The 15,013-nt window shown below is 63.3% G+C and carries 15 protein-coding genes and 1 tRNA gene; 10 read left to right on the top strand and 6 right to left on the bottom strand.

Annotated elements, in window-relative coordinates:
* Window positions 1-59: 59 nt before the first annotated feature.
* Complete coding sequence (glpR, locus tag ONR57_RS01965; protein WP_265121176.1) at window positions 60-824, top strand: gephyrin-like molybdotransferase receptor GlpR; 765 nt, start codon at window positions 60-62, stop codon at window positions 822-824.
* Here glpR and ONR57_RS01960 read toward each other — a convergent pair.
* A complete protein-coding gene (locus ONR57_RS01960; RefSeq protein WP_265121175.1) occupies window positions 818-1,645 on the bottom strand; it encodes a hypothetical protein in 828 nt (275 codons plus the stop codon). The genes glpR and ONR57_RS01960 overlap by 7 nt on opposite strands.
* A gap of 286 nt (window positions 1,646-1,931) precedes the next feature.
* On the opposite strand from ONR57_RS01960, the gene ONR57_RS01955 reads away from it, so the two are divergent.
* The 7 genes from ONR57_RS01955 (at window position 1,932) to ONR57_RS01925 (ending at window position 7,369) form a co-directional block, all read left to right on the top strand.
* Window positions 1,932-2,004, top strand: a tRNA-Ala gene (locus tag ONR57_RS01955).
* A gap of 307 nt (window positions 2,005-2,311) precedes the next feature.
* A complete protein-coding gene (locus tag ONR57_RS01950; RefSeq protein WP_265121174.1) occupies window positions 2,312-3,952 on the top strand; it encodes an MFS transporter in 1,641 nt (546 codons plus the stop codon).
* Complete coding sequence (locus ONR57_RS01945) at window positions 3,877-4,446, top strand: TetR/AcrR family transcriptional regulator (RefSeq protein WP_265121173.1); 570 nt, start codon at window positions 3,877-3,879, stop codon at window positions 4,444-4,446. Before ONR57_RS01950 ends, ONR57_RS01945 begins: the two co-directional genes overlap by 76 nt.
* 77 nt (window positions 4,447-4,523) lie before the next feature.
* Window positions 4,524-4,952 (top strand): DUF5946 family protein, encoded by a 429-nt coding sequence (locus ONR57_RS01940; protein WP_265121729.1) that lies wholly within the window; start codon window positions 4,524-4,526, stop codon window positions 4,950-4,952.
* Between the two features lie 87 nt (window positions 4,953-5,039).
* On the top strand, window positions 5,040-5,486 hold the full coding sequence (locus ONR57_RS01935) for a DUF1801 domain-containing protein (protein WP_265121172.1): 447 nt from the start codon (window positions 5,040-5,042) through the stop codon (window positions 5,484-5,486).
* A gap of 656 nt (window positions 5,487-6,142) precedes the next feature.
* The gene (locus tag ONR57_RS01930) at window positions 6,143-7,186 is read left to right on the top strand and encodes an alpha/beta hydrolase family protein (RefSeq protein WP_265121171.1); all 1,044 of its coding nucleotides are present in this window, start codon (window positions 6,143-6,145) and stop codon (window positions 7,184-7,186) included.
* Window positions 7,187-7,228: 42 nt separating this feature from the next.
* Window positions 7,229-7,369, top strand: coding sequence for a hypothetical protein (locus ONR57_RS01925; RefSeq protein ID WP_265121170.1), 141 nt, complete (start codon window positions 7,229-7,231; stop codon window positions 7,367-7,369).
* A gap of 63 nt (window positions 7,370-7,432) precedes the next feature.
* Here the strand turns inward: ONR57_RS01925 and ONR57_RS01920 are convergent, their stop codons facing one another.
* Complete coding sequence (locus ONR57_RS01920; RefSeq protein WP_265121169.1) at window positions 7,433-9,094, bottom strand: ABC transporter permease; 1,662 nt, start codon at window positions 9,092-9,094, stop codon at window positions 7,433-7,435.
* Window positions 9,091-10,011, bottom strand: coding sequence for an ABC transporter ATP-binding protein (locus tag ONR57_RS01915; RefSeq protein ID WP_265121168.1), 921 nt, complete (start codon window positions 10,009-10,011; stop codon window positions 9,091-9,093). The genes ONR57_RS01920 and ONR57_RS01915 overlap by 4 nt, the downstream gene beginning before the upstream one ends.
* A 91-nt stretch (window positions 10,012-10,102) precedes the next feature.
* On the opposite strand from ONR57_RS01915, the gene ONR57_RS01910 reads away from it, so the two are divergent.
* Window positions 10,103-10,618: a GbsR/MarR family transcriptional regulator gene (locus ONR57_RS01910; RefSeq protein ID WP_265121167.1), complete on the top strand. Its 516-nt coding sequence runs from the start codon at window positions 10,103-10,105 to the stop codon at window positions 10,616-10,618.
* 25 nt (window positions 10,619-10,643) lie between these two features.
* Window positions 10,644-11,348 (top strand): PIG-L deacetylase family protein, encoded by a 705-nt coding sequence (locus ONR57_RS01905; RefSeq protein ID WP_265121166.1) that lies wholly within the window; start codon window positions 10,644-10,646, stop codon window positions 11,346-11,348.
* Here ONR57_RS01905 and ONR57_RS01900 read toward each other — a convergent pair.
* From ONR57_RS01900 to ONR57_RS01890, 3 genes are read right to left on the bottom strand one after another with little or no spacing between them, the layout of a single operon-like run.
* On the bottom strand, window positions 11,335-11,604 hold the full coding sequence (locus ONR57_RS01900) for a metal-sensitive transcriptional regulator (RefSeq protein ID WP_265121165.1): 270 nt from the start codon (window positions 11,602-11,604) through the stop codon (window positions 11,335-11,337). The genes ONR57_RS01905 and ONR57_RS01900 overlap by 14 nt on opposite strands.
* A 55-nt stretch (window positions 11,605-11,659) precedes the next feature.
* On the bottom strand, window positions 11,660-14,083 hold the full coding sequence (locus tag ONR57_RS01895; RefSeq protein ID WP_265121164.1) for an ABC transporter permease: 2,424 nt from the start codon (window positions 14,081-14,083) through the stop codon (window positions 11,660-11,662).
* On the bottom strand, window positions 14,083-14,853 hold the full coding sequence (locus ONR57_RS01890; RefSeq protein WP_265121163.1) for an ABC transporter ATP-binding protein: 771 nt from the start codon (window positions 14,851-14,853) through the stop codon (window positions 14,083-14,085). The genes ONR57_RS01895 and ONR57_RS01890 overlap by 1 nt, the downstream gene beginning before the upstream one ends.
* Between the last annotated feature and the right edge of the window lie 160 nt (window positions 14,854-15,013).

Below are 15,013 nucleotides of genomic sequence, written 5' to 3'. Positions count from 1 at the left end.
TGCTTCAGGATCACGAATTGATCCTGGCCCGCTGCGCACCAGGGAAGGAGAACTGACCCGTGCCGAATTCGTTCTTGTGGCTTGGTCTGGTCGTTCTCAGTCTCTTTGTGCTCGTTCCGATGGTCGTCAATCTGCGGCAACCGATCTTCCGCGCGGGGGATCGTGCGCTGTCTTCACGGTTGCTGCACCGGGGCGGGGGGCGGCTCCGCCTGGCAAGACAAAACCAATCAGGGATTGGCGATAGTTCTGACGGTGCTGCAGACAGTGCGCACGTCAGGGCACACGTCAGGGCGCACCTCGACGCCCAGATGAACACAATTCACGGGGAGGACGTGATGGATTCTCGCGCTCACAACACCGGCGGGTTCGCAGGTAGCGGCTACCGCACGCCCGACGATGCTGAACTTGAACTCGAGAGCGAGCAGGTACACACGCGACGCGGCCGGGGCGGATACGATCCCGAGGCCGACGAGATTGCGGCTGCGGCGCGTTACACGCTGCGGCAGCGCATCGTGATCGCATTAGCGGCTGTCGTGGTCCTCAGTGTCGTGGTCGCGATCCTATTCACCTCGTACGCTTGGTACGTCACAGCCGTGTCGTTCGTTGCGCTCGCAGGGTATCTCGTTTACCTGCGCACACAGGTGAGGATCGAACGCAATATCCGTGAGCGGCGTTTGGCGCGGCTGCGCGGTGAGCGCCGCCGTGACGAGTCAGCCGAAGCCGGTGATGGGTCGGTTGTAGGCATCGACGATGAGAATCCGGCCTTTGACCATCTCGATCGGTTCGGTGAGTCTCCTGCAGGAGCTCGGCGCTTCGGTCAGTGATGCGTGCGTGACACGTCGCGAGGTGCGTCGCTAAGAAGTTCGACAATCTGGTCTGCTGTGCTGGTGTCGGTGAGCAGCATGCACCATCGGGCTCCGGACTTGCTTTTGATCTCGACGAGCCCGTATTCGACGATAGGCAGCTCTTGGTTGTCGCGGCGCCGACGGTCAGGGCTGCCGTCTTTGTTCGTGTAAAGCCACGTGTGGTCGACGATCTGGGCACTGTCAGGCAGCGTCTCCTGTTCGGTGAAGCGCAGTTTGCGTGCAGACACGGTGAGGAGATCGTAGGTCGCGTCGGAGAACGTGTTGTGTGCGCGTGCGAGCACGCGATCGGGCAGCAGCGACAGTGTGTGCGTCCCGCAGGAGAATGTTGGCACCCTCAGGTTGCTCACAAGTGGGTACTCGGGCCGGGTGCTGACATGGATCGGCTGGCGCGGCAGGGTGGTATCGATGCCGGTGCCCGCGCTGGCGGAGGGTGACTCGGCGAATCCGGCTGTGTCGATGCGCCACAGGTGGTGACCTAGTTTGAGCTGGCGTACCGCTTCGGTGAGCTGCCCGTACCAGCGTTCTGCCTCATCGCCGAGTTCGTAGTGAACGGCGACGGTTCGGTTTCTCCGGTCGTACAGTGCGAGCCACCAGACAATCGGCACCGCGGCGAGCCAGACACCAATGCCCCACGGCAGCGTTGCCGCACCGGCCACGCCCAGCAGTGCGGCAACCCACGGCGCAAGGGTGTGCTTCGCGGCAGCCTGGTTGAGATGACCAACCAAGTCCGCGCCGGGCGGGATGGCGGCAGTGACCGTCCTGCCTTTTAGACCATTCATCGCGGCCTCCCCAGGTGTAACACCATTGTTGCTCCTAGTGCTCTAGAGAAAACGCGTTGCGGGGCAGGGAAATTCCCGCAACGCCCCTGCTCAGGGGTGTATTCTTGCGCCTCCTCTACATATCCAGTGTGCCCCTGGGGTCTGACAAAAAACGCCGCTGGCGAAGTTCGTTGCCGAGTAGTTACCAGGTATATCGCCGGCGCTGCGCACAACGTTGCGCGCCGGTTTCACTAGCGGATGCGCGGCCTGCTAAGGTTGCCGATGCAGTGACACAATCACTGCGCCTGGGGCTATAGCGCAGTTGGTAGCGCGTCTCGTTCGCATCGAGAAGGTCGGGGGTTCGATTCCCCCTAGCTCCACAGTGTGCGAAGACCCCGGTCATTGGCCGGGGTTTTTCGTTTGGACTCCTCAGTTGCCCTGTTGCCGGGAATTTGCCCCGGCCGCGCGCCGGGCAAGTTCCCAGCGAGAGGGCAGATTCGATCTGATCGGCCGCCATCGCGAAAGTTCACCCTCACAGCTTCGCCAGAGGTGCGTGCGACGCGTGGCTCGCCCCCACCGAAATGCTGAGCGCCAGACAGCGTTGCACTCGGCCTGCACGAGAGATATTTGAATCAAAGTACAACTTGTATTATCGTTCAAATAAATATCCCTAGGCGGGAGGCTGGAATGCACGAACACTCGGTACGGGCCGGACCCCGCCAATGGGCTGGGCTTGGACTACTCGCCTTGCCGACGGTGCTGCTGGGCTTGGACGTGACTGTGCTGTATCTGGTAGCGCCGAGCATGGTCGCCGACCTGACGCCTTCGGCTCCGCAGCTGCTATGGATCATGGACGCCTACGGGTTCTTCATCGCTGGATTTCTCGTCACGATGGGCACGCTGGGGGATCGAATAGGGCGGCGCCGGTTGCTGATGATCGGATTGGCCGCGTTTGCAGCTGCGTCAGTCTTCGCCGCGTTCGCACCAACCGCAGAGCTGCTGATCGTCGCCAGGGCGCTCTTGGGGGTCGCCGGCGCGACGCTCATGCCGTCGACGTTGTCGCTGATCTCGAACATGTTTCCGGACGTTCGCCAGCGCGCGGTCGCGATCGGCGTGTGGGCGACGATGTTCGCGCTGGGCATGGCAGCGGGGCCCGTTGTGGGCGGGTTGCTGGTTGACGCGTTCTGGTGGGGCGCAGCGTTCCTGCTAGCGGTGCCTATCGCGATAGCCGTGCTCGCTGGGGCCCGAGTTCTGCTGCCGGAGTTCGCTGACCCGTCCGCAGGGAAGCTCGACCTATTCAGCGTGGCTCTGTCACTCGCCGCGATTCTTCCGATGATCTACGCCATCAAGCACATGGCCGCCTACGGACCCCAAGCAGAATCGTTGTTACTCGCTTTGGCAGGCGTCATGGCGGGGCTGCTGTTCGTGCGACGGCAGCGACGGCTACCCGACCCCCTGCTTGATCTGACGCTTTTCCGCATCCGGGCCTTTAGCGTGGCGCTGAGCGTGCTCTTGGTCGGTCTCGTGGGAGTCGGTGGCTCGATGTTCCTGGTCACCCAGTACCTCCAGTTGGTCGAAGGACTCACGCCATTCGTTGCTGGGCTGTGGATGGGCCCTCCGGCGCTGGCGATGTTTGTCGCCGCGATCGGGGCACCGCTGATCGCGCGCCGCGTGCGCCCCGGCTATGTCATGGGCGCCACCCTCGTGATCTCGCTCGTCGGCTACGCCTTACTCGCGACCGTTGGCCTGGACGGCGAGGTCACCGTAGCGATCGGATTCGCCTTCGTTTATCTCGGCCTCGGTGCCATCGCCGCACTCGGCACCGACATGGTGGTTGGTGCGGCGCCGCCCTCAAAGTCGGGGTCGGCAGCATCGTTATCGGAGACGGTCCAGGAACTGGGCATTGCCCTCGGTGTTGCGTTGCTGGGCAGTCTCGCCGCTGCCGTCTACCGTGCTCGGGTATCCGTACCCGACGGTCTGGCCGGGGACGCGTCGCACGCGATCGGTGACAGCCTCAACAGCGCCATCCTCTTTGCCGACAGGCTCCCAGCCGGGGCCGTTGAAGATGCTCAGCGCGCGTTTACCGGGGGCCTCAACGTCTCATCGATCGTCGCGGGAGCTGTAATCGCAGCGGTGGCGGTGCTGTGCTTGTGGATGCTGCGCCACGTGCCTCGCCTCGGGCACAGTGCCGCACCGCAGCGCGAACGCTCCACTGACGGTTCGGCTAGCGTAGGGGTGAGCGAGGAGGGAGCATGGACCACGCCCGCGAAGACGGCGAAGCTCGCGACGGCCGTCGGCTGCGCGGAGCGAGGCGGCGCGCCGAAATAATCGACGCCACCCTGGCCGTAGTCACGCGCGATGGCGCCGCCGGTGTCACGCACCGCACTGTTGCGAAACAGGCTGGCATCGCGACGTCGCTGAGCACGTATTACTTCTCCACTCTCGATGACCTGCTCGTCGCTGCGCTTACCAGCGTCGCCGACGAATACACCACCCGGATCCGTGAGATCCTTGACGGCCCTGGCGACAAACTCGCAGGCCTCGCCCAGCTCATCGCTGAGTCCGCGGGTCCGGGCCGGGAACGAGCATTGGCGGAGCGCGAACTCACCACCCTGGCCGCCCGCCGTCCCGCGTTGCGGCCCGTGGCGCGGCGGTGGCGCGAGAATATTGCCGAACTTGCCGCTTCGCTCACTGAGGACCCGCAATCGATCGACGCCCTCGTCGCTGCGTCCGACGGCTTGTGCACCGCAATCCTCCTCGACAACGCTCCGGCGAACCCGCACCACCTTCGTGCGGTCTTAGAGCGCGCGATTGGGAGTTGAATAGTTCTTGCCTCCGCATTTGCGGGTGACGCCACGGCAACTTCTACTGTGACTGCTATGGAAAGTGCGTGCAGCGAATGTGCCGCGCCGGGCCGGTATGGGCCTTGCGCTGGCTTGTTCATGGCCTTGCTGGCGCTGGATCACGAACGTCGACAGCCGTGGGGGACTATCACGCGGTTAACGTGGCCTGCTACCTCCTCCGGCATCCCTCACAGAGTAGGGCGGACGTGCTGGCGGGGCAGTGGCGAATCATTGATGCGTTTCTGTTCGGTGGCTTGCAGGCAGTGACAGCGCTGACGGCGCGTGCGGTTCGGCACAACCGGGGCCGTGTGCGGCGACCTAGCCTCACACCGGATTGGCCCCCACAGGCCAGGACGGTGGACGGCTTCGTCTCCATGACGATCGAGGATGTGTCTGTTGACGGCACTTTCCCGGCTCACGGGTATGACGACCGGATAGCGGAATGGGCACTGGCAGTTGCCTACCCGCGCGGACCGCAAGCGTGATTGATCAGAATTCGAGAAGTGCGGATCGTCGCCATTGGCTAGCTTGGATTCGTCAGGAAGAGCAGCGACGCAGACGAAGGAGCCACCATGGGCGCATCATCGGACTCTGGGTTTTCCGACCTTGAGCGCACCGCGATGAAGGAGCGGTCCGCGGAGTTGACGGCGCAGAAGCGGCGCAGCCGAGCCGCGGATAAAGCCGCTGCCGACGAGGCCGACGTGCGCGCGAAGATTGCGCAGATGCCCGAGCCGGATCGGCACATGGCCGAGCGTGTGCACGCGATAGTGACATCTGTTGCGCCGGACCTCGCGCCAAAGCTGTACTACGGGCAGCCCGCTTACGCCAGAAAAGGAAAGGTAGTGTGCTTTTTCCGCAGCGGGCAAATGGATAAGGAGCGCTTCTCGACCTTCGGATTCAGCGCGGAGGCGAGCCTGGACGAAGCGAGCGGAATATGGCCCACATCGTATGCGCTGACCCAGGTGACCGAAACGGGCTGGGCACGTCTAGCTGACCTGGTTAAGCAAGCTGTACGCTGACGGCCGTCTTACGCGATTGCGAATGCGCAACGTCCAGGAATCACACGATTTGCTGAGCACAAGTGCAATTGCCCATTCGGTCACATCTCCTGGTTTTGTTCGAAGTGCGGGCGGGTCGTAGCGGGGCGCAACAGTTCGAACACGCGAGCCACGACTGACCTGGGGATTCGCCAAGGCAGCGTGTGGCCAATGTGATTATTTTAGATTCGTGGGACGTTCGTGACATTAACGGCAACTTTGTTCCAAATGGGTACCTAGAGGACCGGATAAATGCTTATCCTAGCGAATTAGTTTCTGTCTGTTAGAAACAAGATCATCAACGTGTAGGTCAAATTAGGGACGGAAATTTAGGGGACACAATTAGTGATTCTCTGTGACGCAAATGTGATATACCTCATTATGGCTGCACGTGGTGTGTGGTGATGTTCTCGAGATGGAGGCGATGCGGTGTCCAGCGACTTCCTTAACTGGGTGTTCAACTTCAGTTCTGACTGGGCGTTCAGTTCAGAATGGTTCAACTTCATGAGTTCAGACTTCCTGAACTTGACCATCGGCAGCTAGACGGGCCAGCGAGCGGGTGCTGGGCGCGGATACCGCGCCCAGCACGCCGCATTTTTCGGGTAATAACTCCTTCTTCGAGCTTGGAGGTCTGGGGAGTGAGACTCAGACTACGCACGGGCGCACTTCTCGCGCTCGCCCTCTTGTTTGTTCAGTCATCCGTCGCGTCTGCGCAGCCCGGCTTGCCAGGGCAGAACGGAGACCCGGAAACCGGGCCGCCACCGTCTGTCAGCACGACTGGCTCCTATCTAGACCGTATTGAGCGCATTAGTGACCGCGAGGCGATGCTTTACGTCTACTCGGCGGCGATGCAAAAGGTCATTCCGCTCGAGGTGATCACTCCGGCCGACAACTCGGTTGCACGCCCGACTCTGTACTTGCTGAACGGTGCAGGCGGGGGAGAAGACTCGGCCACCTGGCGTGAGCGGACCGATCTCTTCGGCTTCTTCATGGACAAGAATGTCAACGTGGTGACGCCCATTGGCGGCGCGTACACGTACTACACAGACTGGATTAACGAGGACCCGGACCTTGGAATCGTCAAGTGGGAAACCTTCTTAACTCGCGAATTGCCGCCCATTGTCGATACCGCGCTCGGCGCCACGGGCCGCAACGCTATCGCGGGTTTGTCGATGTCAGCGACGTCGGTGCTTGCCCTCGCGATAGCTGCGCCAGAGGTCTATGACGCCGTAGGTTCTTACAGCGGGTGCGCCAGAACCAGTGATCGGCTTGGCGAATTCTATGTGCGAACGGTGCTGGCTGGCCCGGGCGACGTCGACAACATGTGGGGACCATCAGGCTCGCCCGCCTGGCGTGAGTACGATCCGTACCTCAATGCTGAAGGGCTGCGGGGGACAGTCGTTTACGTCTCTAGTGCCACCGGGCTTCCGGGACCATACGACACGTTCGACAACGACTTCGTGCAGGGAAGTCCGGCGAGGTATGCGAACCTCCTCGTTGTCGGCGGGCTTCTCGAAGCCGCCACCTATCAATGCACCGTGGACTTCGCCCGCCGCCTTGATGAGCTGAACATCCCGGCGCACATCAACCTGCGCCCCGCTGGGACGCACTCATGGGCCTACTGGGAAGAAGATCTCCGCGTTTCGTGGCCAATCCTCAGCGAAGCGATCGGGCTCGGATAGATCATTTAGGTGGCACAACTACTTTCCGTAAGGAGCGCGTGAATGGACATCATTCTCGACCTGATCAACATGGCACTGCCGGAAATCTCGCTGGGCTCAATCATTGATTTCCTGACCGCCGATACCTTCCCGTTCAGTTCTGGCTGGACCTTCAGCCAGGGCTGGTTCAATCTGCCGTCCTAACGGGAACCGCCCCGACGCTTCGTGAACAGCGTCGGGGCGGCCAAGTACTGGCGAAAAAACGGCCTACTTCGATTCGAGATCGCGGCGCCGGAAACCGGCGAGCCCCGCGGTGGTCAGTGCCGCCGTGAGCGCAATCAGGACGATCAGCGGAGTCCACTCGAGAGGCGCAGCGGGTACTTCGGAGATATGGCCGAACGGCGAGTAGTTGTACATCCATTCGGGGAATCCGAAAATCGCACCCATGTACACGACGAGGACGCCGTAGACCGGGATAACCCAAGCGAGTCCCTGCAGTCGCGGCGCAACGCCGAACAATGCCGCCGCAACTCCGACCGCGAACCACACCGCCGGGATATGCGCAGCTGCCGCGCCCAGCATTCGGACGAGGAATTCCGGGTCACCCAACGCGATTGCACCAGCACCGCCGAGGCCGAGCCCTGCAGCCATCACGACTAGCGCGCTGCTGACGAACGCGACGGTGAGGTGGCTCCCCATCCAGCGGCTGCGCGAAACACCAGTGGCGAGAATGGGTTCGGCGCGCCCCGCGTTTTCCTCGCTGCGCAACCGGTTGACGGCGAGCACCGCCTGGATCGACGCGATGATCGACAGGAAGGTGATCAGCATCGCGACCCAGGAATCGACGAGGCTCGCGCCCGGGATGTCAGGCAGAACGTCACCGAGGGCAGTGAGTTGCTCAAGCATGTCTTCCACGCCGTTGACGAGCATTCCGTAGGTCAGTCCAAAAACGGCGAGGCCCGCGATCCAGGCGATCGCCGCAGCGCGCTGCAGCCGTACGGCGAATCCGAGCGGATTTGTCAGGGCTGCGGACCCCTCCGGAGCGCCGAGCTTGGGTGGTCGAAGTCCTGCGCCGACATCGCGCATGATGCTCATCCGGAAGCCAACGAGGATCAGAATTCCAGCCGTAGCCAGGGTTAGTGCGAGTGGCCACCAGCGCTCGTCGACGGCGAATGGCCGCGACGCTTGTCCCCAGAAAAGGGGTGAGAGCCAGCGCAGGAAGTTCTCACCAATGTCGCCCGCCGCGCGGAGGGCGTACGCACCCCCCAGTACGCCGAGCGCCATGCCCATGGCGCCGCGCCCATACTCAGTGATCTGGACAGTGATCGCGGTGACGCCCGCGAAAACGATGCCAGCGGCGGCCAGGCTCGCGCCGTACAGGAATGACCCGCTTGTCGTGATTCCCTCAAGCCCGCTGCTGGCAACGCCGAGCGCGGTCAGCAGTCCCGCCAAAAGGTTCGCGCTGACGACGAGGATAAGCGCAGACGCGAGCGTCGCATGGCGCCCGACAACGCTGGAGCGCAGCAGCTCCGCGCGTCCGGCTTCTTCCTCGGCCCGCGTGTGCCGCACCATCAGCAAAATGCTCATCAGACCGAACACCAGTGCCGTCATGACCGTCATCTGGTGGCCCAGCATCACACCGAAGTTGTAGTCCTGCGGCTGGTAACTACGCCCAACCATGCCGATCATGGCCGGCAGATCCGCGAGTTGCGCCACGGTCTGCCGGTCTTCGAGCGTGGGATACGTGTCGCGGAAGCTCTGCAGGCTGCCGACAGTGAGCAGGGTGAGTGCACCGACCCAGACGGGCACCCGGATTCGGTCGCGGCGCAATGCCAGCCGTGTCATGGTCGCGGTACCCGCGAAGGGGTGGCGGGCACCCCCGGAGCCCATGACCTCGGGGCCGCGCCGGCGGGCCGTGGCGGTAGTCATGTGCGTGCTCCTGCAGTCTCAGTGGTGCCGTTCAGTTCGTCCTGGTAGTGCCGCAGCATAAGTTCTTCGAGTGTGGGCGGGTGGCTCACGAGGCTGCGGATGCCGTATGCGCTGAGTTCGCGCATGACGTCGTCGAGTTGGTCACTGTCAACCGCGAACCGCACCCGGTCGTGATCGACAGTGAAGTCATGTACGCCGCGCATCCGCTCGATGTCGGTTGCCGCAGTTGCGGTGGTCGCTTCCACTGTGGTGCGCGTGAGGTGACGCATTTCTGCAAGGGTTCCGGATTGCACGACCTCGCCGAGGCGGATGATGCTGATTTGGTCGCAGAGCTTCTCAACCTGCGCCAGAATGTGGCTCGACAGCAGCACCGTCGTGCCCTCGGCTGCAGCTTCTTTGATGTAGGTCTGGAAGACTGTCTCCATCAGCGGATCGAGCCCCGCCGTGGGTTCGTCGAGAAGCAGCAGTTCAACGTTCGACGCTAGTGCCGCGATGATCGCGACTTTCTGGCGGTTTCCTTTCGAGTATGTTCGGCCCTTTTTCGACGGGTCGAGGTCGAACTTTTCGATCAGTTCGGCGCGGCGCCTTTTGTCTAGGCCACCGCGCAGACGGCCCAGCAGGTCGATCGCTTCGCCACCGGTCAAGTTCGGCCAGAGTTCGACGTCACCGGGGACATACGCGAGGCGCTTGTGAAGCTCGACCGCGTCGTTCCAAGGGTCACCGCCGAGCAGTTCGGTCCTGCCGCTATCTGCCCGCAGCAACCCGAGAAGCACGCGAATGGTGGTGGACTTTCCGGCACCGTTCGGGCCTAGGAAGCCGTGCACTTCGCCAGTTTCGACGTGCAGGTTCAGGTTGTTCAGGGCGCGTGTTTTCCCGAAGGTTTTCACGACGCCGTTCATGTCGATCGCCGTAGTCATGGGTAGAGCGTACAGGGATTTCACAAAACTGTGAACTATTTGAATATTGTTAAGCTAGGATTTGGTGTAGAGAGTAGTCGGGAGGTGCTGAGTGCCAGACGAGACGCAGGGCGAATACCAGGAGCGGCTGCTCCAATTCACGGAGCGGCTGGCTATGCTGCTCAATGAGGCCGGGTTGCCGCGCATGTCGGCGCGTGTGTTCGCCTTTGTTCTCGCCGAGGACTCGGACAAGTACACGGCAAAAGAGCTGGCTGATGGCTTGCGCGTGAGTCCGGCCGCGATCTCCGGCGCCGTTCGGCCCCTTGTGCAGGCTGGCTTGCTGATCAGGGGCCGTGATCCGGGGGAACGTGCGGACCATTACCGCATCGACGATGCGGACGTGTGGGGAACGATCATGAGTCAGCGCCGCCCGCTTTTGCGCCGCTACATCGACATTCTCGAAGAGGGCGCCCGGGAACTCGGGGGCGCGCGGCGCGGTCCCCGGAGGCTGCGTGAGACTGTGGAGTTCTACCGGTTCATGGACCATGACCTCGGGGAAATGCTCGAACGATGGAAGGTGCGCCGCGCCCAGTGGGTTGAAGAAGAGGCAGATCCTGCCGCAACGTAGTACCTCGCCGCGAAAGGAGTCACCGATGGCTGACACATCAGCGACACCACTGCGTCCTCTCCCGGAGGACTGGAGCCGCGCGTTGTTCGTCGTCGCGCACCCCGACGACGTCGAGTATGGCGCCGGGGCTGCCGTGGCGAAATGGGTGGCGCAGGGCAAAACGGTGGCCTACGTCATGATGACGAGTGGTGAACAGGGCATCGAGGGGATGACGCCTGAGGTATGCGGACCGCTCCGAGAAAAAGAGCAAATTGCGAGCTCGAAGATTGTCGGTGTGCACGACGTGCGGTTTCTGCGGTTTCCGGACTTCACGCTCGAGAACACGCCAGAGTTGCGCGCCGCACTCACGGAGGTGCTCAGGGATTTTCGGCCGGACATCGTTCTCACACTCAACTTCCGGGGTAGCTGGGGGGAAGGCTTTGAGAACTCCGCCGACCATATGAACGCGGGCGCTGCTGTGGTCGACGCGGTGCGAGAAGCGGGAGGCGGTGTGCGGTTCATCGCCGCCGCGTCATCGCCACAATCAGGCCACGCGGTTGACGTCACGGGCTACGAGGACGTTGCTATTGCGTCGCTGCGTGAACATCGCGCGTATCTTGAAGGGCTTGGCGGCGAAGCGGAGTCCCTCACGATGATCCGTGAGGGACTCGCCGCTGCAGGCAAGCAGTTTGGATCACCATCCGCCGTGAGCTTTGAACTGATCGACGTGGCTGGCGCTACGCGAGCGTAAGGAAGAGCTTCTCGATCTCATCGGCCGACAGCGGGTTTTCCTCGCCAGCCTCGCTTTTGGTCAGGCACTCGCGCAGCGATGTCGCGACGATCTTGAACCCGGCGCGATCCAGGGCTCGCGAGACCGCGGCGAGCTGCGTGACAACATCCCGGCAATCGCGGCCTTCCTCGACCATGCGGATGACGCCGGCGAGCTGGCCGTGCGCCCGGCGCAGTCGATTGAGGATCGCGGCAGCGTCTTCAGCAGTGTGTTCCATGGTGGGCCTCCGGACTGGCGGAAAGATTTCATCACCGATGATACCCTGAGGGGTATCATCCCCCAAGTGCCTCTACCGGTGCTGCTCGCATCGCCCGTCGCGCGGGCACAAGCGTCGCGAGTACGGCCGCGCCGAGCGCAAGGCATACGATCACCGCAAGCTGCGCGGCAGGGATGGCACTGAGGGCAACCTTGTCACTGCCAAAAACCGACGCGGTTCCTGCGATTCCGAATACTAGCCCCAGTCCAGCCCCCAGGGCGGCGGCGCAGCCCGCTACTAGCATCGCTTCCCACACCAGCAACGTGCGTAGGCTCTGCCGGTGTAACCCCGCGACGCGAAGCAAAGCTGACTCCCGCCGTCGTTCGAGCACAGCAAGCGCCATCGTGTTCCCCACGCCAATGAGGGCGATCACAACGGCAATCGACAGCAACCCGGCGACGATCATGACCATCGTGTCGATGATGGTCTCAATGACGGCGCGCTCTGAGGCAGTACCCACGATGTCGGCTCCGGGCGCAAGCTCGTCGACGATCGCTGCGATGTGCTGCTGAGTCTCGCGGAGCTGGTCGCCGTCGAGCCCATCGGACAGCCGCACCGCGACCGTGATCCAGGTGGGCGGCGAGTCATCCACTGACTCCATGCTGATGAGGGCGATCTGCTTCTCGCCTCCCCGCACTGCGCGCAGCGGCGTTCCGCCGGGCGTTGTCAGTGTGTCACCCTCGGCGACATCGGCGGAACTGGCCGGCAGCACCAGCTCTCCCGGGTTCGGGAGGGCGGTGTTACCGCGGACGACGGAGCCGAACTCCGGCGTGACCGCGAACGCTGTCACGGTGCTGTCACCGCTGAGCACGGTTTGTTTCAGCGCACGCGCAGCGGCATCCACGCCAGGCACGGCAGCAATCTGCTTCTCAATATCGAGCGCGACCGTCGCCACGTCACCCTCCACGCCGCCGTCCGCGAGAGTCACCGCGACGTCGACCGGAAACTCCTCGTCCACGCTGGCCGCTGCGGCAACCTTCGAGAGCCCCGCCCCCGTCACGATGGTCGCGGTGAGAGTGACACCGATCAGCAGCGCCAGCGCGGTCGCGGTGGTCCGCCGCGGATTGCGTCCAGCATTGCGCGCCGCTAAGTCGCCGACAGGACCACTCACGCGCGCCAGCACGGCTCCGGCGCTCGCTACTGCGCCCGGAATGATTCTCGGCGCGAGAACCACGACGGCAAGGAAGGAAGCAAGCCCGCCGAGGCAACCCAGCATGACGCTTTCCGACGCTGCCCCGTACACCAGCAGGCCAGTGCCGACTGCGGCGAGGAGCGCGCCAGCACCCATGCGCATCCGGGTAACGCCGACAGCGTCAGGGACCGCTTCGAGCGGGCGCAGCGCGGCCAGCGGCGACACTCGGGTCGCGGCTTGCGCAGGTGCGTGAGCCGCGGCGAGAGATACCGCAATACCCACAAACAGTGCAGCAGCCACGCCGGTCCACGGCACGGCAACAGAATGGATCGGGATAGGTAAATCGATGGCGCTCCCGAGCGCTCGCAGCGCAAAGGCCAGCCCAGCGCCCAGCGCGATGCCCGCCACCGATGCCGCCACACCGACGATGGCTGCCTCTGCACGGACGGATCCTCGCACCTGGTGGCTCGTTGCGCCGACGGCGCGCAGCAGCGCAAGTTCACGCGTCCGTGCGGCAACAATTACAGCAAACGTGTTAGCGATGACTAGTCCAGCGACCACCACTGCGATAGCTGCGAAACCGAGCAACACATTGCGGAGCAAACCGGATGTGCCGAGATACTGCTCTGCGGCTGCTGAGGCAGCCTCGGTGCCGCTTGCCACGGTCGCCTCGGGAAAGGCGGCGGCGAAGTGGGCTTTCAACGCATCTGCGTCAGCGCCCGCGACATGGATCGAGGTTACCGGTAGCCCGAGTGCCGCCAGATCAGACTCGGACGCGTAGAGTGCGGCGCCGTTCATCGCCTGCGGCGAGCCGCGCAAATCGACTATCCCGACAACAGTCCACACGGCACGTGTGCCCTCGCCGTGTGCGGCGCTGAGGGTAATGGCAGTGCCAGGCACGAAACCTGACGTCGAACCTGCCAGCACTTCGCCGGGCGATTCCGGATACCTTCCCTCGGCAAGTGTTTGCCAGCGCAGCGGACCCGCGGCAGGCAGCGCCTCGGCAGTCGCCCAGCCGGCGCCACTTCCGGGCGCGGTAGTCGTCACGAACATTGAGCCGCCAGCCGCAGCAGCGGCAACACCAGGAGTGGCACGGACCAGTTCGACGTCAGCGGGCGCGAATTCGCCTTCGAGAACCACGTCTGTACCGCGGTACTGCATGCCCAGCGAATCCGTGATGCTGCGCTCCACGGTCGCGGCAAGCGTCATCGTGGTCACGATGAAGGCCACGGCGATCATCACCGCAACTGCCGATGCGGCATAACGTCCTTTGTGAGCCCGGACGCTGGCAAGTGTCACACCAAGCATCAGCGCGCCGCCCCCACACCACTGAGACGGCTGGCTGGTGCACTTATGTGGCGCAGCGCGTTCAGCACCTTCTCTGGTGATGGATCGTGCACATCGTCGGCGCGTTCACCGTCCGAGAACAGCATCACACGGTCCGCGTAGGACGCTGCCACAGGGTCGTGCGTCACCATGATCACCGTCTGTCCCATGTCGTGAACACTGTGCCGCAGCAGGGATAGCACCTCCGCACCCGCGTGCGAATCAAGGTTTCCTGTCGGCTCGTCAGCGAAGATCACATCCGGGCGCGGCAGCAGCGCCCGGGCAACCGCTACCCGCTGCTGCTGTCCACCTGAGAGTTCGTGCGGCAGATGATGCATCCGGTCAGCCAGACCGAGCCTGGTGATGACCTCGTTGTACCAGACGGGGTCTGGCCGCTTGCCCGCGAGACGCAGTGGGAGCAACACGTTCTCCGCCGCGGTGATGACCGGCAAGAGGTTGAACGACTGGAATACGAACCCGATCCGCTCGCGCCGCAACTCGGTCAGCGCACGATCGGAGAGGCCGGTGATCTCTGTCCCACCGAGGTGTATGCGGCCCGCCGTAACCGCGTCCAGGCCTGCGAGCACGTGCATCAGCGTTGACTTACCTGAACCGGACGGACCCATGATCGCGGTGAGATTGCCGTGCTCAAATTCTGCGTCGACGCCACGCAGCGCGTGCACTTCGGCCGCGCCGTGCCCATAGGTCTTCGTGACGCCGGCGGCGTGCACCGCGTATCGCTTCTCAGTCATGCTTCCCCTCTTCCTGCGGTCGTGTCTATGACGCTAGGAAGGTCCGGCATGAAGATCGCCGGCGTACAGCATGATGTGCGTGACGAAACTGTCATACCAGGGTCGTAGGCGCGACGGAAAGCGGCACCGAATCGCTGAAGACTGCGCGCGCGCAAGGGCA

This window comes from Hoyosella sp. YIM 151337, assembly GCF_026041215.1.
Classification (GTDB): Bacteria; Actinomycetota; Actinomycetes; order Mycobacteriales; family Mycobacteriaceae; genus Hoyosella.
The sequence above is the reverse complement of the archived record's forward strand: the minus strand, read 5'-3'. Positions and strand labels throughout refer to the sequence as shown.

Bases quoted from the DNA above. Each gene is read 5' to 3' on its own strand.
- ONR57_RS01890 (WP_265121163.1), bottom strand. From the start codon at position 14,853: ATGACTGAGAAGCGATACGCGGTGCACGCCGCCGGCGTCACGAAGACC.
- ONR57_RS01900 (WP_265121165.1), bottom strand. From the start codon at position 11,604: ATGGAACACACTGCTGAAGACGCTGCCGCGATCCTCAATCGACTGCGC.
- ONR57_RS01895 (WP_265121164.1), bottom strand. From the start codon at position 14,083: ATGCTTGGTGTGACACTTGCCAGCGTCCGGGCTCACAAAGGACGTTAT.
- ONR57_RS01915 (WP_265121168.1), bottom strand. From the start codon at position 10,011: ATGACTACGGCGATCGACATGAACGGCGTCGTGAAAACCTTCGGGAAA.
- ONR57_RS01945 (WP_265121173.1), top strand. From the start codon at position 3,877: ATGGACCACGCCCGCGAAGACGGCGAAGCTCGCGACGGCCGTCGGCTG.
- ONR57_RS01950 (WP_265121174.1), top strand. From the start codon at position 2,312: ATGCACGAACACTCGGTACGGGCCGGACCCCGCCAATGGGCTGGGCTT.
- ONR57_RS01960 (WP_265121175.1), bottom strand. From the start codon at position 1,645: ATGAATGGTCTAAAAGGCAGGACGGTCACTGCCGCCATCCCGCCCGGC.
- ONR57_RS01905 (WP_265121166.1), top strand. From the start codon at position 10,644: ATGGCTGACACATCAGCGACACCACTGCGTCCTCTCCCGGAGGACTGG.
- ONR57_RS01935 (WP_265121172.1), top strand. From the start codon at position 5,040: ATGGGCGCATCATCGGACTCTGGGTTTTCCGACCTTGAGCGCACCGCG.
- ONR57_RS01920 (WP_265121169.1), bottom strand. From the start codon at position 9,094: ATGACTACCGCCACGGCCCGCCGGCGCGGCCCCGAGGTCATGGGCTCC.
- ONR57_RS01925 (WP_265121170.1), top strand. From the start codon at position 7,229: ATGGACATCATTCTCGACCTGATCAACATGGCACTGCCGGAAATCTCG.
- ONR57_RS01940 (WP_265121729.1), top strand. From the start codon at position 4,524: ATGTGCCGCGCCGGGCCGGTATGGGCCTTGCGCTGGCTTGTTCATGGC.